The organism is Gammaproteobacteria bacterium (assembly GCA_013817245.1).
Classification (GTDB): domain Bacteria; phylum Pseudomonadota; class Gammaproteobacteria; order HTCC5015; family HTCC5015; genus JACDDA01.
In genome coordinates, this window is record JACDDA010000006.1 from 129,474 (window position 1) to 150,199 (window position 20,726).

Annotated in this window: 18 protein-coding genes; 5 read left to right on the forward strand and 13 right to left on the reverse strand. The window is 44.8% G+C overall.

All coding sequences use genetic code 11. The features are described from left to right. Nucleotides 1-86: 86 nt before the first annotated feature. On the forward strand, nucleotides 87-2,018 hold the full coding sequence (locus H0W44_08860) for a hypothetical protein (protein ID MBA3582544.1): 1,932 nt from the start codon (nucleotides 87-89) through the stop codon (nucleotides 2,016-2,018). A gap of 106 nt (nucleotides 2,019-2,124) precedes the next feature. Here the strand turns inward: H0W44_08860 and rsmI are convergent, their stop codons facing one another. Then, a complete protein-coding gene (gene rsmI / locus H0W44_08865; GenBank protein ID MBA3582545.1) occupies nucleotides 2,125-2,994 on the reverse strand; it encodes a 16S rRNA (cytidine(1402)-2'-O)-methyltransferase in 870 nt (289 codons plus the stop codon). Between the two features lie 322 nt (nucleotides 2,995-3,316). On the opposite strand from rsmI, the gene H0W44_08870 reads away from it, so the two are divergent. Both H0W44_08870 and H0W44_08875 read left to right on the forward strand, forming a co-directional pair. Continuing rightward, nucleotides 3,317-5,122 (forward strand): penicillin-binding protein activator, encoded by a 1,806-nt coding sequence (locus H0W44_08870; protein MBA3582546.1) that lies wholly within the window; start codon nucleotides 3,317-3,319, stop codon nucleotides 5,120-5,122. Beyond that, nucleotides 5,091-5,492, forward strand: coding sequence for a YraN family protein (locus tag H0W44_08875; GenBank protein MBA3582547.1), 402 nt, complete (start codon nucleotides 5,091-5,093; stop codon nucleotides 5,490-5,492). Before H0W44_08870 ends, H0W44_08875 begins: the two co-directional genes overlap by 32 nt. Here H0W44_08875 and H0W44_08880 read toward each other — a convergent pair. The 6 genes from H0W44_08880 to H0W44_08905 form a co-directional block, all read right to left on the reverse strand. Then, nucleotides 5,485-5,898, reverse strand: a complete 414-nt coding sequence (locus tag H0W44_08880) for a ClpXP protease specificity-enhancing factor (GenBank protein MBA3582548.1) — start codon at nucleotides 5,896-5,898, stop codon at nucleotides 5,485-5,487. The genes H0W44_08875 and H0W44_08880 overlap by 8 nt on opposite strands. A gap of 40 nt (nucleotides 5,899-5,938) precedes the next feature. After that, a complete protein-coding gene (locus H0W44_08885) occupies nucleotides 5,939-6,568 on the reverse strand; it encodes a glutathione S-transferase N-terminal domain-containing protein (GenBank protein MBA3582549.1) in 630 nt (209 codons plus the stop codon). Nucleotides 6,569-6,599: 31 nt separating this feature from the next. Beyond that, a complete protein-coding gene (locus H0W44_08890) occupies nucleotides 6,600-7,352 on the reverse strand; it encodes a cytochrome c1 (protein MBA3582550.1) in 753 nt (250 codons plus the stop codon). Then, nucleotides 7,349-8,575: a cytochrome b N-terminal domain-containing protein gene (locus tag H0W44_08895; GenBank protein MBA3582551.1), complete on the reverse strand. Its 1,227-nt coding sequence runs from the start codon at nucleotides 8,573-8,575 to the stop codon at nucleotides 7,349-7,351. Before H0W44_08895 ends, H0W44_08890 begins: the two co-directional genes overlap by 4 nt. Next, nucleotides 8,575-9,177 (reverse strand): ubiquinol-cytochrome c reductase iron-sulfur subunit, encoded by a 603-nt coding sequence (gene petA, locus H0W44_08900; GenBank protein ID MBA3582552.1) that lies wholly within the window; start codon nucleotides 9,175-9,177, stop codon nucleotides 8,575-8,577. Before petA ends, H0W44_08895 begins: the two co-directional genes overlap by 1 nt. A 159-nt stretch (nucleotides 9,178-9,336) precedes the next feature. Continuing rightward, the gene (locus H0W44_08905; GenBank protein MBA3582553.1) at nucleotides 9,337-10,095 is read right to left on the reverse strand and encodes a Nif3-like dinuclear metal center hexameric protein; all 759 of its coding nucleotides are present in this window, start codon (nucleotides 10,093-10,095) and stop codon (nucleotides 9,337-9,339) included. Between the two features lie 8 nt (nucleotides 10,096-10,103). Here H0W44_08905 and H0W44_08910 point away from each other — a divergent pair, with 8 nt between their 5' ends. Next, nucleotides 10,104-11,240: a trypsin-like peptidase domain-containing protein gene (locus H0W44_08910; protein ID MBA3582554.1), complete on the forward strand. Its 1,137-nt coding sequence runs from the start codon at nucleotides 10,104-10,106 to the stop codon at nucleotides 11,238-11,240. 8 nt (nucleotides 11,241-11,248) lie between these two features. On the opposite strand, the gene H0W44_08915 is transcribed toward H0W44_08910, so the two are convergent. Continuing rightward, complete coding sequence (locus H0W44_08915) at nucleotides 11,249-11,773, reverse strand: alpha/beta fold hydrolase (GenBank protein MBA3582555.1); 525 nt, start codon at nucleotides 11,771-11,773, stop codon at nucleotides 11,249-11,251. Nucleotides 11,774-11,782: 9 nt separating this feature from the next. Next, complete coding sequence (locus H0W44_08920; protein MBA3582556.1) at nucleotides 11,783-12,193, reverse strand: acyl-CoA thioesterase; 411 nt, start codon at nucleotides 12,191-12,193, stop codon at nucleotides 11,783-11,785. 353 nt (nucleotides 12,194-12,546) lie between these two features. Between H0W44_08920 and H0W44_08925 the strand changes: the two genes are divergently transcribed. Next, nucleotides 12,547-13,047 carry a hypothetical protein gene (locus H0W44_08925; protein MBA3582557.1) on the forward strand — a complete coding sequence of 167 codons (501 nt, stop codon included), beginning with the start codon at nucleotides 12,547-12,549 and terminating at the stop codon, nucleotides 13,045-13,047. Between the two features lie 147 nt (nucleotides 13,048-13,194). Here H0W44_08925 and H0W44_08930 read toward each other — a convergent pair whose 3' ends face one another. From H0W44_08930 to H0W44_08945, 4 genes are all read right to left on the reverse strand, one after another. Beyond that, nucleotides 13,195-15,195: an ankyrin repeat domain-containing protein gene (locus H0W44_08930; GenBank protein MBA3582558.1), complete on the reverse strand. Its 2,001-nt coding sequence runs from the start codon at nucleotides 15,193-15,195 to the stop codon at nucleotides 13,195-13,197. After that, entirely contained in the window at nucleotides 15,195-16,472 is a 1,278-nt protein-coding gene (locus H0W44_08935; protein ID MBA3582559.1) for an NAD(P)-binding domain-containing protein, read from the reverse strand. The genes H0W44_08930 and H0W44_08935 overlap by 1 nt, the downstream gene beginning before the upstream one ends. A 167-nt stretch (nucleotides 16,473-16,639) precedes the next feature. Then, nucleotides 16,640-19,060: a hypothetical protein gene (locus H0W44_08940; GenBank protein ID MBA3582560.1), complete on the reverse strand. Its 2,421-nt coding sequence runs from the start codon at nucleotides 19,058-19,060 to the stop codon at nucleotides 16,640-16,642. A 215-nt stretch (nucleotides 19,061-19,275) separates the two neighbouring features. After that, the coding region (locus H0W44_08945; GenBank protein MBA3582561.1) for a hypothetical protein at nucleotides 19,276-20,726 on the reverse strand (1,451 nt) is incomplete at its 5' end.

Consider the following 20,726-nt stretch of genomic DNA (forward strand, 5'->3'; position numbering starts at 1 on the left):
TGTTTATTTTTAATGCGCAATTTGCCTTATACTTCCGGCTGAATGCTTATTAACATTTTTATCATTGCATACAAAGGACTGATCTCATGCATCCCATGATTCAATCACTTGCCCAAGCCTTACTTATATTAGTCATCACCTGTTTTAGTCTAAACACGCTCGCCGCCAACACTGTTCCCAGCGAAATTCAAATGCCAGGTACTCAGCCCCATGAAGTGCTGAACCTCGACATGAGCCAATGCCCACAATGTCACGGCAGCTATGACAGCGCGGTCGAACCTTATCATAATTGGCGCGGCAGTATGATGTCACAGGCCGGCCGCGATCCTCTGTTCTGGGCAACGCTGGCTGTAGCCGAACGGGGGTTTGATGGCGCCGGCGATTTTTGTTTACGCTGCCATACGCCCAAAGCGTGGTTAGCAGGTCGTTCAACTCCTACTGATGGCAGCGGTCTCATCGCAGGCGATGGTAATGATGGCGTGCAATGTGATGTCTGTCATCGACTGACTAATCCCGATAAAAGCGAATGGCAAGGCGTACAAAATGCACCTTTTATTGCCAAAACCGGAACGGAAGGTAATTACGGCAGTGGTCAATATGTTTTAGGTTTTGATACCACTCGTTATGGCCCTTATAAAGATGCCGCACCACCCCATCAAACACGCGCCTCACAATTTCAACGCTCCTCAGCACTTTGCGGTACTTGTCATGACGTCTCGAATCCCTTGGTAGGGGATTTAGCACCCAACAACGGCGCGCAACAAGCATTACCGCTCGGAAAATTCAGCGGCGTATTAGGTGACGCTATTACTAATAAAGCCGCCTTTAAAAATCCGCCTTATGGCTTCGGAATTGTAGAACGCACCTTTAGCGAACACATGGCAAGCGCTTTTCCAAACTTGCGCATGGCGGATTACAACAATCTGCCTGCGGAATTAAAAAATGGCTCTATCAAAAAAACCTATGAAGCCGCTACACGTTATATCAGCAGCGGTAATTATGCGGATGGCACTACTCGTTACTTCACTTGCCAAAGTTGTCATTTACCACCCGTGCGCGGTAAAGGCAGTTGGATTGGTGGTTTAACGCGCAATGATTTACCGAAACATGATTTAACCGGGGGTAATTATTGGGTGCCCATGGCGATTCAATGGTTAGACGATCGCGGTTTATTACGTATTGGGAATGGCATCGGCAGTGCAGAACGCAAACAAATGAATGATGGCGCAGCCCGTGCGCGTTTAAATTTACAACAAGCGGCGAGTTTGCAATTAAATGGCAACACGTTAAAGGTCGTTAACTTAACCGGCCATAAACTTATCACTGGTTATCCCGAAGGTCGACGTATGTGGCTCAACATGCGTTGGTATAACAGCAGCGGCACACTATTGCGCGAAGATGGTGGATATGGCGATTTAGCCATTACCTTAGCAGGCCAAAGCTACACGGTACGCACACTTAAAAATCTTAATGATCCCAACACGCGCGTGTATGAAGCGCACGGATCAATTACCCAAGAGTGGGCGCAACGTTTATTACAACTGGGCACTGATCCAAATATTCCCGTGCAATTTAATCGCGTAAGCAGTGCATTAATAATGAACCTAGCTGACGTGGCGGCATTATCCAGCGGGGCTTATGCAGAAAGTTTTCATTTTGTGCTAGACAATAAGCTCGCTAAAGACACGCGCATTCCGCCTTATCAAATGCGTCGCGATGAAGCCGCAAAACGTAATGCCTTGCCCGTTCCTGCTACTCAATACGGTAATCCTAACGCCGGCGGCATTTATCGTCATTGGGATGAAGTTACGCTTAATCCTCCTGCTGGCGCGACCCGCGCAGAGATTAAATTATGGTATCAACCCACTAGCTGGGAATATATCCAATTTTTATATCTCGCCAATGATGGCAATAATCCACAGCTGCGTGATACGGGTAAAAATTTATTTAATGCGTGGCTAAATACGGGGATGGCAGAACCACAATTAATGACCAGTATTAATTGGCAAGGTTCATGAAAATACTTTTATCAATCATTTGGTTATATTTAAAGTGATAACAAATTTCTGTGGGTAACAACACGACTTACTTTCGATCACGACACAACCGTGATCGAAAGTTTTTTTAATCGTCTAATGCAATGTCTGACATAACATCGACAGAGACAACCCGCGTCAAGGCGCGCTGATAAACTTCATTACGTTTTACGCCGGTTAACTTCACGGCTAATGCCACTGCTTGTTTTAATGGTAATTCGGCTAATAAAACATCTAACACTTGATCTAAAGCCAAGGTGTCCGTTGCTACTGCAGGCGCACCCGCAATTAATAAAACAAATTCACCTTTGCGTTGATTAGGATCCGCACTTACCTGTTGCGCAATACTCGCCAAGCTACCGGATAAAATGGTTTCAAACTGTTTAGTTAATTCACGCGCCAATACCGCAACACGCTGCTCACCTAATACGGTAATACAATCTTGCAAACAGTCTTCAATACGATGACTCGATTCATAAACAATCAACGTCCATGGATGTTGTGACACATTACGGAGGACTTCACGTCGCGCAGCTGCACGTGCCGGTAAAAAACCAATAAAACTAAAATGATCGGTGGGTAAACCCGCAACCGACAAAGCCGCAATCGCCGCACACGCGCCCGGAATCGGCACCACCCGAATACCCGCAGCACGCACGGCATGGACTAATGGATAACCAGGATCACTAATTAAAGGCGTGCCCGCATCAGAGACCAACGCAATATTGTCACCCTGTTGCAAACGTTGTAACAACAAGGCAATACGATCCCGCTCGTTATGCTCATGTAAGGCTACTAAGGGTGTGTTAATTGCAAAATGTCGCAGCAAACTCGCCGTGTGCCGCGTGTCTTCAGCAGCAATCACATCAACCATCGCCAAGGTACTTTGCGCACGCGGCGTCAGATCATCTAAATGACCTATCGGGGTTGCCACAACGTATAACGTACCCACCGACATACTTAAGTCCTCATAGCCATTGCCACGCAATGTTCATCATAATATTGGCTTTCCACAAATACGTCTTACCCAAGACTGGCATTGACACTACGAGAAACAGACCAGATACTGCCCGGCATTCGTCACCTCGTCATTCATTGCGCCACCTATCATACAAGGTAGCGCAATCAGTAAACTGACTATTGAGTATCATTTTATGCGCCACTCTCACGCACGTTTTTCTGGATTATCAATCTTAATATGCGCTTGCGCGATATTATTCCTTACAGCGTGCGCAGGCACCGCTAAAAAATCCAGCCAATCTAAACCATCGGGCGATGACATGAGTCTCGCCAGCAGCACCCGCGATGCCGCAGCCGATGCTAATCAAATGCAAACGTATAAAAATAAAATAAGCACGGCTAGCAATCCTAACCAACGCGCTTATTACCAACTCCTCATCAGCGAATTGCTATTAGACCAAAATCAAATTCCCGCCGCTGAACAACAACTTAATCAAGTGGATGTGCAACGCTTAGAAGTGATTTACAAACCACGGCTTGCATTGATTCGCGCGCGTTTAGCGTTAGCACAAAATCAATACGCTAAAGCCATTCAACTATTACCAACATTAAATGCGCAACAATCGGTACATCTACGCGCCACGGCGTGGGAAACCCGCGCGCTGGCTCTCGCTCATTTAGCGTATGCTTACGATAGTTTATTAGCACGCATGGAACTTGATAAATTATTAACCGATCCGCAAGCACGTCATACTAATCATCTGCTTATGTTAGATTTACTCAAACAAGTGCCAATTAATAATCTACGCGATACCAGCAGCCGCGATTCAATCCTACGCGGATGGTTGGCCTTAGGCGAAGTATTACAAACAACACCAGAAGAAACACCTGCTCGCAGCGATGCCTTACGCAATTGGCAACAACGTTTTGCCAGTCACCCCGTTAATCAAACATTAAATGTGCCGCAACAAGCGATGCTCGGCGGCGCTAAACGTTATCCACCACAAGTCGCGCTGTTATTACCGTTAACGGGTCGTTTTTCTGCAATGGCCGAAACTATTCGCGATGGTTTTTTAAGTGCATATTTTGATCAAGACAGCACTGAACGCCCGATTATTAAAATTTACGATAGCGGCGAACAAAGTAATAATATTACTGCGCTGTATCAACAAGCCGTTCAAGAAGGCGCCGAATTAGTCGTCGGCCCCTTAGATAAAGTTGCGGTAACCGAATTAATTAAACAAGCCGAAGCGCAACCTAACAAAACTCGTAAACCTATCTTGACGTTAAATGCGGTTGACGAAAACAGCTTATCGTCCAAATGGGTAGTGCAATACGCGTTACGCCCTGAAGACGAAGCCAAACAAATCGCGCGCATTGCGATCATGACGGGCCAAACGCGCGCCATTATTCTTGCGCCGCGTAATAATCTTGGTGAACGTTTAAGCGACGCATTCAAAATAGAATACGCGCGTCTGGGTGGCCAAGTGGTCGCTAACGAGAGTTATGCAGCGGATTCACATAATCAAAGCGACATTATTGAAAACGCCTTACGCTTACAATCTAGCCACGCACGTCATGCAAGTTTAACGAGCACTTTAAATATAAAAACCGAATTTGAACCACGCCGCCGTCAAGATGTAGACATGATTTTCTTAGTCGCATCACCTGACAAAGCACGCAGCTTAAAAGCGCAGCTGGCATTTTTCTATGCAGGCGATTTACCCATTTACTCTACGTCGTACATTTACGATGGCAATACCAACTCTATCTATAATCGCGAACTAGTCGGTATAAAGTTTACCGATATTCCCTGGTTGTTACAAAACAATCAACAAAGCACACGTGAAACCTGGCCGCAGCATATGCAACGTTATCCACGTTTGTTTGCTTTTGGGATGGATGCTTATCATTTAATTCCGCACTTAAATGATTTGATTCAGAATCCTTTAAATCGTTTTCCCGGCTTGACCGGCAGCCTTTCTGTAGATTCGCAAAATCGTATCAGTCGCGAATCACAATGGGCTAAATTTAATAAACAAGGAACACCCGAAACGCTGAATCTTAGTCATCTGCAACAAGCATTATCATCTGATGATATTTTTGCATTACAACCGGATGAATGATAAAAAACAATTAGGCGTATGGGCCGAAGATACGGCGTTAGCGTATTTAAAAAAACAAAATTTGCTTTTAATAGAACGAAATTTTAATACGGCTCGTGGCGAGATTGATCTGATTATGCAAGACGCCCACGTGCTGGTATTTACCGAGGTTCGTTACCGCAAAAATCAAAACTTCGGCGGCGCTTTAGCCAGTGTTACTCGTAATAAACAACAACGTTTAATTTTAGCCGCACAAACCTATTTAAACAGCCACAAAAAATTAGCCGATAGTGAAGCGCGCTTTGATGTGATTAGCATCGAGGGCGAAGCATTCAGCGGTAACATAAACATTGAGTGGATTAAAAACGCGTTTATTAACGAACTTACTTAACGATCCGCAAATTAGGTTTTTTAGATTTATTATCTGCCTTCTTCGCACCACTATTTATATCCGTGGTTTTACCTGCGCCGATAGGAGTGTCACCACGCGGTTCATCATTAAACACCATGCCTTGACCATTTTCACGCGCGTATATTGCTAAGACCGCGTGACTGGGTACAGATATAAGGCGTGACTGGCCACTAAAGCGCGCGCTAAATTCAATGGAGTCGTTACCTAAAATTAAATTCTGTACGGCCATAGGGCCAACATTCAAAATAATTTTGCCATTATCGATATGTTCATTAGGTACTTCGACGCCGTCAACAGCAACGTCAACCAATAAATGCGGCGTAGAATTGTTATCTACAATCCACTGGTAAATGGCGCGAATTAAATAAGGGCGGCTGGATGTCATAGCGCTAGCTTACCGCAAGCGCTGCAACAGATACTAGTGACTAAGACCGTAAATTACGCTCGGTTTCAGTAAGACTTGCACGAAATGAGGGTCTTTCAAATACGCGGGTAGCGTATTGCATAATAGTTTTTGCATCCTTAGGTAATTCAACACGGTAATAATCTAAACGCCACAAAATCGGTAACGCAAAACAATCCACCAACGTCATTTCTTCACCTAAAAAATACGAACGATGATCATCAAACAATCGAGCCATTTGAGTAATATTTTCAGCTAAGTATTTGCGCGCCTTTTCAACTTGACTAGGCGTGCCATCAATCAATTCATCTAAACGTGTGTACCATTGTTCTTCAATGTGATGAATGACAAGGCGACATTTTGCGCGACTGACAGGGTCTACTGGCAACAAAGGCGGATGCGGATAACGCTCATCCAGGTATTCCATGATAAGACGTGATTCAGGTAAAACTAAATCTCGATCCACCAATGTTGGCAAATTACCCGTTTGATTAACATCGTACAAATCAGCGGGTTTGTTATTGAGATCAACATCTACCACATCAACAGTTATATCTTTTTCTTTCAGTACCATGCGGACACGGTGGCTGCGTGCACAATCTGCAGCAGAATATAGCGTCATAATCGATCGACGGGTCGCAACAGTAACCATTAACGCTCCTAAAACCTAAGTCAAGCCGACATTAAGAAATGTCGCGCCAATACTCTTTCTTTAAAGCGTATGCCATAGCCGTAAAGACCACTAAAAATAATAACACCCAGATACCAGTAGCATGTCGTTCAGCACGACGAGGATCTGCGGTATAAGTCAAAAAGTTGGTTAAGTCTCTCACTACCGCATCATATTCGGTGGCGCTTAATTGACCGGGCGTAACCATTTCTAAACTGCTAATCGTAATATGCTCATTGCCTTCTGCATCTTTTTGCGTATGCGTGATGGCTTTTTGCCAACCCTGCAATTCCCACAATACATGCGGCATACTTACGCCTGGCAATAAAGGGTTATCAACTTTGCCAGCATCATTCACGTAAAAACTTTTTAGATAGGTATACAACCAATCTGGACTGCGCGAACGTGCCACTACTGATAAATTCATCGGCACAATACCAAATACTTTCTCAGCATAAGCAGGTGTCATGGCAGTTTCCATTAATGCACCTACTTTTGTAGATTCACCTTCTGCACTACGCGTAAAGATCAGATTGTTTTGTAGCTCTTCTTTCGTTAAATCTAAATCACGGCCCATGATGTTGTAACGTTGATAAGATAACGAATGACAACCCATACAATAATTAACAAAATATTTTGCGCCACGTTGTAAAGAGGCTTTATCACTCAAATCAATATTGGCATCTTCTAACTTAAATTTACTGCCGCTTGCCATAACGACACAAGGCGCCAACACCAACAATATTGCTACCAAGATTTTTTTCATTTGTACGTCACTCTTTCTGGCTCAGGCTTTGTGTTTTCATTACGACTAATAAAGAACAACACACCAAAAAATCCAAAATAAATCAAAGTACACAACTGCGAAATAAGCGTGAATAACGGTTCAACAGGCTGCATACCCAAGTAACCCAACACCACAAAGGCAATAATAAATGCGGTCAGATTTATTTTGTACGCCAATGAACGATAACGAATTGAACGCACTTTGCATCGATCTAACCACGGCAAGAAAAACAACACCATGACTGCTGCGCCCATCGCCATCACGCCGCCTAATTTAGAGGGGATGGCACGCAAAATGGCGTAAAACGGCGTGAAATACCATACAGGTTTGATATGTTCAGGCGTTTTCAAAGGATCAGCAGGAATAAAATTATCGTGCTCTTGGAAATAACCGAAAAATTCGGGGATATAAAACACAATAATGGTGAACACAATCAAGAATACACCGACCCCAAAAATATCTTTTACGGTGTAATACGGATGAAAAGGAATACCATCTAACGGAACACCTAATTCGTTTTTCTTTTTCTTGATTTCCACGCCATCTGGATTGTTAGAGCCGACTTCATGTAAAGCAATAAGATGAGCCGCAACTAAACCTACTAACACTAATGGCAAAGCAATAACGTGTAATGCAAAAAAGCGATTGAGCGTTGCGTCTGCAACCACATAATCACCACGTAACCACAATGACAAGCCATCACCAATAAAAGGAATCGCACTAAAGAGTGAAATAATCACTTGTGCGCCCCAAAACGACATTTGTCCCCACGGCAGCAAATAACCAAAAAAGGCTTCGCCCATCAAGGTTAGGAAAATTAACATGCCGAAAATCCAAATTAATTCCCGGGGTTTTTGATAAGAACCGTAAATTAAACCACGGAACATATGCAAATAAACCACGACAAAAAACGCGGAAGCGCCCGTTGCATGCATATTGCGGATGACATCGCCCCAAGCGACTTCACGCATGATGTATTCAACCGAAGCAAACGCTAAATTTGCATCCGGTTTATAATTCATGGTTAAGAAAATGCCGGTCACAATTTGAATAACCAGCACTAACAACGCTAAGGAGCCGAAGTAGTACCAGAAATTAAAATTCTTCGGAGCATAGTATTCACTTAAATGTTCTTTCCACAATTTGGACAAGGGATAACGTGCGTCAACCCAACCCAATGTATCCGTCAGCCATTTATTCATTAGGCGTCCTCACCTACTAAGATGATGTTGTCATTGATGTAATGATGTGGCGGCACCGGCATATTGTCGGGCGCGGGTACGCCTTTGAATACGCGACCTGCTAAATCAAAACGCGAGCCGTGGCAAGGACAGAAAAATCCGCCTTTCCAATCGGCGGGCAGACCTGCTGCGCCGGGTTCAGGCTTATACATAGGTGAACAACCTAAGTGCGTACAAATACCCACCATCACTAAATATTCGGCTTTTAATGAGCGATGCTCATTACGCGCATATTCGGGTTGTTGATCTGTATTTTCTGACGCAGGATCCGCTAAATTATCGGTCAAGGAACCTAGGGTTTGCAGCATGCTGTCGGTACGACGCACGATCCAAACAGGCTTGCCTTGCCATTTAACGGTCATTTTCATGCCGGCTTCAAGCTGACTAATATCAACTTCAACAGGCGCACCCAATGATTTGGCTTTTTCGCTAGGCAACATATATTGAATGCCGGCTACGGTCGCGCCTAAAGCGCCCACTGCGCCGACGGCACTGGTTCCGGCAATTACAAAGAGACGACGCTCTTTGTCAACGCCGCTGGTATCAAAACTACCCGATGACATTCATTTCTCCCGACGGAAATCCCGGTTGAATTCAGGTTGAATTCAGTATTTTCAAAAAGACCTATCAAGGCATAACTAAAGACAGGTTTGCTGCTAGTGAAAGCGTGCGGATTGTAACAAATTTTGTAAGGGAATCACCAGCACGGCTTACGAAAGGCTTTAAACCGGATTAGAAATTTCAATAAAACGATGCTCGAGTTGAAAATGCTGCCCTAAATGCGCCGCTAAATTGCGGGGGCCATAACATTCAGTAGCGTGATGTCCTGCTGCAATAAAATGCACACCGCTTTCAGCCGCTAAATGGGTTTGCTGTTCCGAGGCTTCACCCGTTATATAAGCATCCACACCTAAAGCAATCGCTTGTTCAAAAAAACCTTGAGCGCCGCCGGTACACCACGCGATACGTTCAATTAGTTTATCGCCGCCAGATAAACAGAGCGGCTCCCGCTGTAATCCCTGTTGAATCGAGGCGCTGACTTCGCTCACAGTCAACGCTTTAGGTAATCGACCGTAGAACAGCAATTGTTTCGCCGCGCCGTGACCGCTTACACCTTCTATTTGCCAACCCATCTGTGCTGCTAAGCCAGCATTATTGCCGTACAAAAGATGCGCATCTAACGGTAGGTGATAGGCAACCAAATTAATACCGTGTTGCAACAAGGCAGCAATACGTTGACGCTTGATGCCAACAATCGCCGGATTTTCATCGCGCCAAAAATAACCGTGATGTACTAATAACATATCCGCGCGCGCAGCAATGGCAGCATCCACTAATTGTTGTGAAGCCGTCACACCCGCAACAATGCGCTGCACTTCTGAGCGGCCTTCCACTTGCAAGCCATTCGGGCAATAATCACGAAAATCATCAACACGCAACAAGCTGTGTGTATAAGCCACGATTTCATTAATGTTGGTCATAGGTCCTTATGAAACACGCATCATTTATCGCCAAAACGGCTTTATTAGGCATTGTAGCAGCGCTACTTTTGTTATGGTTAATCCCGCAACCGAATCCATCAACACCGACTGACACTACGCCCGTCATAAACAATGACACTGCAGAATCCAATGACGCCGCGATTGTTACACCGCTCAATTTAGGTACCGGTCCTGTTTCTTACGCAAGCGCCGTAGAACGTGCGGCACCTGCGGTAGTTAATATCTACACCGCAAAAAAAGTCGCCGTCTCGCAATCACCTTTTGATACTTTGCTTTATGCGCGGCCACGTTATCGCGTTGAAACCGGTTTAGGTTCGGGCGTCATTATTAATGCTCAAGGTTATATCGCCACTAATTATCACGTGATTAAAGGAGCCGACGATATTCGCGTTTCATTACGCGATGGTCGTGACTTTGCCGCCGCTCTCGTCGGCGCAGATATAGAAACGGATTTAGCCATTTTAAAAATCGACGCGACTAATTTACAAGCCATCGCAATTGGCAATTCAGATGTATTACATGTTGGCGATGTCGTCTTAGCGATCGGCAACCCATTAGGTATTGGCCAAACAGTAACGATGGGGATCATTTCAGCGACCGGGCGACAACAATTAGGTTTATCTACGTTTGAAAATTTTTTACAAACCGATGCCGCGATTAATCCTGGCAATTCAGGTGGTGCATTAGTAAACACTCATGGTGAATTAGTCGGTATTAACAGCGCCATCGTAAGCCAATCCGGTGGTTATGAAGGTATTGGTTTCGCCATTCCCAGCAATATGGCGGGCGAAATTTTTAAAGAATTATTTCATCACGGCAAAGTCATTCGCGGTTGGTTAGGCGTAGGCGCGCATGATTTACCAAAAGCTGTAAAACAAAAAGTGCCCGATGGTGTTTGGGTTACTGATATTTATCCAAACGGTCCTGCGGATAAAGCCGGTTTACAAATTGGCGACATCATCACGCACATTGACAATGACCCAATTAACAACTCCCATGCAATGTTAACGCGCATTACTCAACACAAACCTGGCGACAAAATGAAAATTCGATTGTGGCGCAATCAAATTCAACGTTCTATTAATACTACTGCCGTATTAATGCAACGTCCGGCGGTGCGTTAAGAGTTTATTTATAAGCTCAAGGTGCGGCGTAGAAAATAAGCGAACCATTGCGTTATCTGAGGCAAACTTGCGATCAAGCGATGCTCATCATTAACTAAATGCAAACTGCTTTTATGTTGTTGAGAAAATTGAATTGCGTATTGCACCGGTACAATCTCGTCATTCCAACCATGCACAACTTCCATCACCTGCGTAACCGCATGTATATTTTGCCGGCCAAAACCAGGTAGCCCAATTGCAGGCGCTAACAAATATAAACCTTGCGGTTTTAATTGTTCAGCGGCACTTGCCACTACATATGCACCCATACTCGAACCTACTAGTACAAGAGGTGTGTGCGTATTAGACATAGCAGGAAAATTCTTTAACAAATAATCCACCCGTTGCTCAGGATCATCAATACCACGAAAGTCGCCGCTCACCACCTCGCAATTAAAATCGCGGGCAACTTTTGCTAATTCAATAATTTTGGTACCCCACGGACCGCTTTCTTTACCATGTGCAAAATAAACCAACGCGCGTGATGCGGACATAAATAAAAATTAACGCGGTTCGCGAATTCGAATGGGTATCGGTCTACCGGTTTCATCAATTGCCACAAACGAAAAACGCCCTTGCGTAACACATACCGGTCGACCAATCATATTCCGCTCTACCCAAACCTCAACATTAATACGCATCGAGGTAGTACCTAAATCACCTAATTCAGCATACACACTGACTAAATCACCTACATGCACCGGAAATAAAAACGACATCGCATCGACGGCGACTGTGGTGACTCGACGTTGCGCAGTTTGTTTCGCTAACACGCCTGCGCCCAAATCCATTTGCGACATCACCCAGCCACCAAAAATGTCGCCATTAGAATTAGTATCTGCGGGCATCGCCATCGTACGCATAACCAAAGTCCCACGCGGTTTACGATCAGGAGCATTTTTATGTTGATTCATATCTTTGTTCCTTGTTTAACTAAGCTCGTCCAACCAATCATTCTATTACGTCTATGCAATACAAAATTCAATTACAGCAAAGTACATCAGAAATACCTTGGCACGGCTATCGTCATAACCCACCGCAACCTCAAACGCTTCAACCTCAGCCCGGATTAAAACCAACCGCGTAAATATTACCGAGAAATCTTACCTAACGTTCATTCAGTTAAGCTAAAAAATAAACGTTTAATTAACGTGGCGCACTCATGCATTTTAATCGCAGGCAGTAGAGTAGGCAGATAAAGTCGCCCATGCTAAGCTGCTGGCCACGTTATTATTTTTTATTAGCAACCTCTCGCGGAGAACCTTCCATGTCTTTGACACGCGCCCTTTGTATTTTGACGCTTTTGAGCTTTTTAACCGCTTGCGGCGAATCGACTGATGATAATAAAGCAGCAGACAATGCTGTTGCACCGGCTAATACTGACCCTTCTATTGCTCAACATGATCCATGGGGCGCGCCTGCTGTTGCCCCTGAACAAGCTGAAGGCCAAGCAGCCGTTGACGCTTTTGCCGACAAAGCTCCTAAAGGCAGTTTAGTCGACAAAGCCACTGCCACCGCCAGCGAACAAGATGTCGGCATGGTGAAAGAAATTATTCCTACCAGCGACGGCGGTATCACCTATGTGCAATTACACACTAAGGGCGGGCCAGTATGGATTGCCGCACAAAATCCTGCTGTAAAAATTGGTGACAAAGCTAAATTTGATGCGTCCAGTGCGGTTTTTGTCGAAAGCTTTACTAGCTCTAGACTAGACGGCCGTGAATTCAAAAATCTTTACATGGTAAAAACACTCGATAAAATAAAATAACATTTTACCAGCAATAAAAAACGCGCCATCGTGAGCAATGAGTGGCGCGTTTTTTTATTATCTTGCATTAAACGTTATACGAAATGCGAAATGCGAAATGCGAAATGCGAAATGCGAAATGCGAAATAATAACTAACGTTTTAAATTTTATTTAGCTTCGCGCAGATACTTAACAATTTCCTTACGGCTCATTTGTTCCGCAATCGCAATAGAATCCATGCCGCGTCGATTCCTACGCTTTATATTAGCACCCGCTTTCACTAAACGTTTTACAACCGGTAAATGGTTGCCTTCAACAGCCAACATTAGCGGCGTATTATCCAAACTATTCCGTACTTCTATTTCCGCACCATTATCAATTAACAATTGCGCAATATTTTCCCGGCCCTTGATCGCAGCAAACGATAAAGCCGTATTACCGGTACTGGAAGTTAAATTTACATTAGCTCCCGCTTTCATCAATGCTTTAGCAACATCATAATGTCCGCCTTGCGCAGCCAACATTAACGCGGTAGTTTTATCACGATCTTGCATGTCTACTTTTGCGCCGCGCTTAATTAACAAATCAGCACCAATCGCGTCTCCTTGTTCCGCTGAAAACCACAGCGCTGTACGGCTATCAACATCCACCGCATTAACATCTTTTGAAAACGACATCACTTTTGTTAAACCTGCCCCCATTCGCGAACGCGCTGCCACCATAAGAGGCGTACGTTTAAATTCGCCGATCGTTTTATCGGTAGTAAGACCTTTATTAATCAGCTGATCTAAAATTTTGCCGCGCTCCCACTGTAGCGCTAACACTAATGCATCTGCGCCATCGCTGGTCACTGCTTTTAAATTTGCACCTTTAGCGATTAACAAAGTCACCACTTCAGGATAACCGTATTTAATGGCCATTAATAAAGGTGTCATGCCACCAACAGTCGCTTCAATGTTCGCGCCTTTAGCCAGTAATTTACTTGCGTAATCAAGATAACCCTGGCGCACGGCGCGCAATAACGGCGTGTACCCTTCTGGATCTTTGGCGTTAACATTGGTTTGAGGCAATGCTAATAAAGAATCAACCATCTCCGCATTATTGCGCCACACCGCTACCGATATAGGCGGCCAATCTTTGTAATTACCCGCGAGCTCCGCGCCTGCTTGGCGCTGCTTTTCTATCCACTGCGCGACGTTATCGGATTTTACTTTATCGCTAGCCGGCGGCTTAGCGCCCGCTTTTATCAAGCGCGCTACCATTTTTTTATAACCGCGTAATTGCGCTATTTCCGCAGCCGTCCAATCACCACCATTACGAATGTCCAATGCGGCTTCGTTTTCAATTAAAACAGCCACCATCTCTTCGTCATCTTTGCCTGCTGCAATAATTAATGAAGTATCTCCAGAACGATCATGTGCATTAATATTTGCCTCATGTGCTAACAATAAACGTGCTACCGCAGGATAACGATGACGCGCCGCTAAAATTAGCGGCGTTTCTGAAAATTGATCGGCTAAATTAATATTCGCGTTCTGACTAATAAGATATTCCACCATGTCGACATTACCCGCTTCGACGGCTTCATGAATCGCTGCACGACCAACATCATCTATTGCATTAACATCTACGCCTTTGCTGACGTAATAACGCACATAATCTAAACGTCCGCGTCGCGCCGCACGACGCATGGCTGCAGGCATATTTTCTGTTTCTAAACGTTCTGAAGATAATTCGCTCAGCTCGCCTGATTGAATGGTTTTTAGGTGATCTATTTTTTGTTGTGCGAGTGGATGGCCAGCTTTTGCGGCCAATTTATATAAACGTTGCGCTTCCGTAATATTAACGCCAGTGCCCCACCCATTTTCATGCATTTGCGCTAAATTATATTGCGCTTTGACATTGCCTTGCTCCGCAGATTTTCCGTACCACACACGCGCTTGTTCTAGATTTTTTTTAACGCCTTGGCCGGTACGATACATAGATGCCAATAATAATTGCGCCTCAGCATCACCTTGATCCGATAACACTTGCAGAATTTGTACTGCTTTTTCGTAATCCCGCACTCGCGTAGCAGCTCTTGCGTCATCAATCGTTTCCGCAAAACCTTGCAGTGTTACAAGCACCAGCGCCAAAAACAGCAGTAAACGTTGTCTCACGATATTCATCACTCCGTTCCAAATTTAGTTTGGACTTCGACACCAATGGCTTTTAAGAAAGGTGTTGGCAGATCACCACCAATACAAACTACCACTGCATCATTTTCAATTTCTAAATTACCTTCTTTGGTTTTAAGAGCAACCATCTTGTCAGTAATTTTCACTACTTCTGACTCTAAATATAAATCCAACTTACCTTCGCGCGCATACTGCATAACCTTGTCGCGATTTTTTGGTTTAGCGCGAGAAAAAGATCCGCTACGATAAGATAATGTCACTTTAGTATTAGGCTGTTCAGCCGTTGAATGCGCGGCTTCTAACGCACTATCACCACCACCAATCACTAACACGTGCTGGCCACGATATTGCTCGGGATCAGTAAGACGATAAACTACTTTAGATAAATCTTCGCCTTCGCAACCGGCTTTACGCGGTGTACCACGACGACCAATCGCTAATACCACCGCGCGTGTTTCATAATTATTTTTAGAAGTTGTCACTCGAAAACCGGGCTTACCGGTTAATGCTTCTATTTTTTCTACGCGCTCATTGGTGTTAACTTGAAAACCCGTTTTTTGCTGCACGTCTGCCCAAAATTCAACCAAAGCTTCTTTGGTAGTTTCACGAAATTTAAATGCGCCGATAATGGGCAGCTTGCCCGGTTTAGTCATAACAATTTTACCGCGCGGATAATGCGCCACGGTGCCGCCAACAGTGTCTTGTTCGATCGTAAGTGATTTTAATTTTTTTTCCATCGCAGCAAGTGTGGCGGCTAACCCGGCAGGACCCGCGCCGACAACAACCACATCCAGTGGTAATTTATTATTTTTGCCCACACCATCAAGTTTGCATACATTATCAATTGCCTGCATACCTTGATTAACGGCATTACGAATTAATCCCATGCCGCCCAATTCACCAGCAATAAAAATACCCGGTACATTGGTTTCAAAATTAGGTTGCACAGTAGGAATATCAACGCCGCGTTTTTCAGTGCCAAATACTAGAGTGATCGCATCAAACGGACATGCAACTTTGCAAGCGCCATGACCAATACAATGTGTTGCATTAATTAATTCAGCGCGGCCTGCAACCAAACCTAATACATCGCCTTCAGGACAAGCGTCCACGCAGGCGCCACAACCCAAACAAAGACCCGGATCAATCACTGGATGCAATGACGCGGGCTCTGTTAAACCGGCTTTAATCATTTCTTTTTTTAAAGCGACATTTTTTTTACTTGTGCGCCGTGTCTTGAACATATAAAAACCGATAATTATCGCCATCACTGGCCCATAAAAAACGGCTAAAGCATATATTTGTTCCAACATCGAAAAAACACCACAGGTTATGGAATAAATTTGGAGGCATTATGCCTGCAATCGTTGCCTAGGTTTAGCTGCGAGGTTATGCCGTTTAGCGGACGGTTGGCACCAATCCTGAAGTTTTCTCATTAAAAACTGTAACGGTACGACATGCCCATAGCAAAGTTCTTAGTAACTCGCTGGGCTTGAGCGGGATCATTTGAGTTAATCCAAGATAAATTCGCGCCCAAATCGAGTTGGAATCTTAGGTTGTTTTGTTGCGCATATTCCATACGAAGATAGGGGTAAAGACTATTGCTGCTCTCATTGCGCAAATCATCCACTGATTTGCTCCATGACAAACCAGGATCTAAACGCACGGTTTCAGTTACACGAACCTGTGTTTGAGACGATATCGAATAAGAGCTGCGATTCGCGCCAGTACTATAACCAACACCCAAAGAACCGTTTTGCTTTTCATCGCTACGTGACACGCTAAAATTATAACTATCAAACACGGACTGTCCGGTTGCTTGAATGCCGGTAGCATTATTTAACACAACTAAAATAGGCACGGGCGCAACGGCGGGCTGCGCTGCTTGAATATCGCGCGAAGCATTAAACGATAAAGAGAAACCTTCTTGAGTACGCCAACTAACATTAACCGCACGCTGCTTATCGTGCTTACTCGCCGCACGAACCAATTCCATTGTTTGTGCTTCGGTATAACCCGTTAAATCATAAAATTGTCGTAGCGTACTCACGCCTTGGCCTGTAATAACGCTGTCCATACGATATTGCGGCGAATTCCGCTCCTCTATCGACACACCAATATTTAAGTTCTCAAACAACGTAACCGTCGGCTGTAACGATACGAAATTAATTTCTCCAAACAACAAATCGTAATCGGTCATAACAAAAAAACTACTGCGCGTCGGCCGATCAAAATAATTCAATCGCACACCTAAACCTTGGCGATTAATAAATCCGTCACTTTCTTCTTCTGCAAGATAAAAACGCGCGCTTGCTGAGCTAAAAATATTATCAATTTGCCCAATCACACTTTTGAAACGACGATTCTCATCTGACTCTAACAACTCATCACGTGAAGGTTCTGAACCGGTTGCAAAACCAAATAACGTATCTTGCGTTAAACGATATTCCCCATACACACCATCAAAACGACCAGCAGCACCTAAACTTGATTGTGATTGCCGACCTAAATGCACACCCCATTTGCGAGTTTGCCCTTCTAAACGCGCAACAAAACGATCAACTGTTTCATCTGCGCCACTATGCTCCAAAAGATCATCTTGATGATTGCCCGATAATTCTAAATTAAACATAGTCGGGCCAATTGATTTACCGCTGCGAATATAAGCATTACTACTTAAAGCATAACCACCATTATCGCGAGTATCGCCTTGCGTATTGGATTCATCAACATTCACATCTAGCACACTGCGGCGTAAATTTTGCGACACACTACCATTCCACTGCCAAGCAACGGCTCGACGTTTTTCTTCTAACAAATCTTTCGCACGGCGTTCTTGCAATTCCGCACGCGCAGTTAAAATCACCGCCATTAACTGTCGCACGCGTTCAGCGCCTTCGCCATCAGGATATAAATCTAGATAATGCTGATATTCTGTTTGCGCAGGAGCATAACGTCCCATTCGAAAATGCGCTAACGCTAAATATTCTTGCGCGTATTGATGATGCGGGCCGCTGGGCTCGCGCAATACTTCAGCATAAATACTAGTAGCTTCGTTATAACGCTCTTCTGCCATCGCACGGCGCGCATCATCCATTAATTTATCAGCACGGCTCAATGTTTCGGACGTAATCGGCAACTGCGTTTGTTGATCTTGCAAAGTTTTGATCGCTTCCGCACCTAAAGCCGCTGAATCAACAGCTCTATTTGATGTGGCGACAACACCCGCTCCTGGCACACTCGCCACCAGTGCTACATCGGGCGCTAAACGTCCCGCAGCTTTAGCTGCCGCATCTGCTGATTCAGCATTTGTTTGTATATAAAGCACTAATTTATGAGTCTCAGGATCCGGCAATAGCTGATAACCCTCTTCACGGAAAAACACTATCGTCAGCTTGTAATATTGACCGGCTTCTTTTGCGACCGTAATAGACTTAATGGGATATTGTTCAGGATCTTTCCAAATCAGAGATTGTTTTTCATACGTCAGTGGCGGCGTAACATTAATAGCAGGCGCCGGTGCTACCAGTGGCACAGTCGTCGTAGCGGTATCAGTTGCAACGGTGGTCGAGGGCGTTTCAACTTTTTCTGCGGACGTTTCAGTTACCGCCACAACCTCCGCCACTGCGACAGAAGGTTCTGCAGCAACTACCGGAATCGATTCATCTATACCCGGTTCGGCACGAATAAAAATATCTAACTGCTTAGTAATACCCGGCGGGCTGTGTGTTTGATAGGCGGTTTGTGGATGTAATTGAATATTATATTGGCGATAGATGCCGTCAATTTGATTACCCACATCAACACCTTGAACTAATGGTATGGCTTTTGGTGCGCGGGGTTTCTTCGCAGCCATTACTGACGTCGTCAATAATAATCCACAAAGTAAAGTACAGGCTGTTTTCAAATCAATCGCCAATTTCATCATGGAGGGTAATGTACAAAAACCTAGGTCTTAGGTCATCACTTAATTAAGTTACCGAACGAGTTAATTAACTAACAACTTATCATGTCATTACCTGATTAACTAAAACTAAACAATCTCAGTTTTATAAATATCAATTACCAGGACTACTGCCCAGGACTAGTGCAAGTACCGCGTGCATTACCCCAATAATTTTCCGTCACTTTATGGCAAGTACCGCAGTGTTGTGGACAAGTAATATCACGCGCATGAGTTGTATTAAAATTACTAGTTGTCAGGCGTACATTATCCCGTGTTGGCACTTGCCAACGTGCATCCGCCAAATGGCAGTTCTGACATTTATCGACTGCTGTATCTATTTGTGCATGTGCGCCTTCACAGGTTTTTGTGCTGTTATTAGTATCGTAACCAGTCGACGTACCACCTACACAATTAGGTTTCCAGCCATTGGCTGTATCGGTAGATTTATGGCAACTATGGCAATTGGTCGCGCCTGAAGCTCTAAGCGCAATATGTCCTTCTGGTGTATCCCATAAGCGGTTGCTCCAGTTATTGCTATGACTATTATCGTAATGACAATCATGACAAAGGGATGCCGTACCACTACCAATCACGCGGGCATGTTTAAAGGGTGTATAAGCAGCCCAACCAGTACGACTAGTATGACAATCACCACAGAAATCCACCGTTCCGCCTTGGCCGCCCCCACCTACATTAGGATGCTCACCCGTAGCAGCACACTCACCTAAACCACCACTACATAGACTGCTGGGTAAAATATCCGCGCCCCATGGATTACTGCTGTAATGACAATCGGTGCAATAATCATTTGCAGGATTCATAGCTTCAGTGTGCTGCATACAATCCGCATTGCCATCGGCTTCATTACAATTCGTCTTCCAGCCATTCACACCTTTCGAACTCGAATTTTTGTTATGGCAGTTCTGACAATTATTCGTGGTATTCGGATGCACTGTCGTCGTAGCATTTTTATAACGTTGCACATACGTTGGTGACTTGCTTGATGTATGGCATGTCACACAAGTTTTGCTCGCAACCGTAGTATCCGCATGACTCATGCAATCGGAATTATCGGTATCGCGACAAACCGTTAACCACTTAGGTGCGGTTGCCGAATAACCATGGCAGTTTTCACAAGTAGCCGTCGTCATATCCGTTTGACTGGTGCCACCCACGTGATCGGTCGGACGTTTACGAGTATGAGTGTCAGCGTCGTTATGGCAATTGCTGGCGCTGCAACCGCTGGTGACACCTGAGTGATCAAAACCGGTGGCACCGGTCCAATCAGTATATTTCACGACATGGCAAGTATCACATTGAGCAGAAGTAGTAACGTGGCCGGTCTTATCCGCCTTGGTTTTAGCCAAGGCATGCGTGCCGTTATGGCAGCTTTCGCAGTTGCCGGTCACGCTGCCGCTGGCTTGGCCGTGATCCATGCAGTCTTTGCCCGCATCCGTGTCGCCGGTTGAGCCGCAATTGGTGCTCCATTGCGCAAGGCCAATGGTGTCGTTCTCAACGTGGCAACGCTCGCAGGTATTGGTGCTGCCCGGATGGCTTGCCGCCGCCGTCGGTTTGT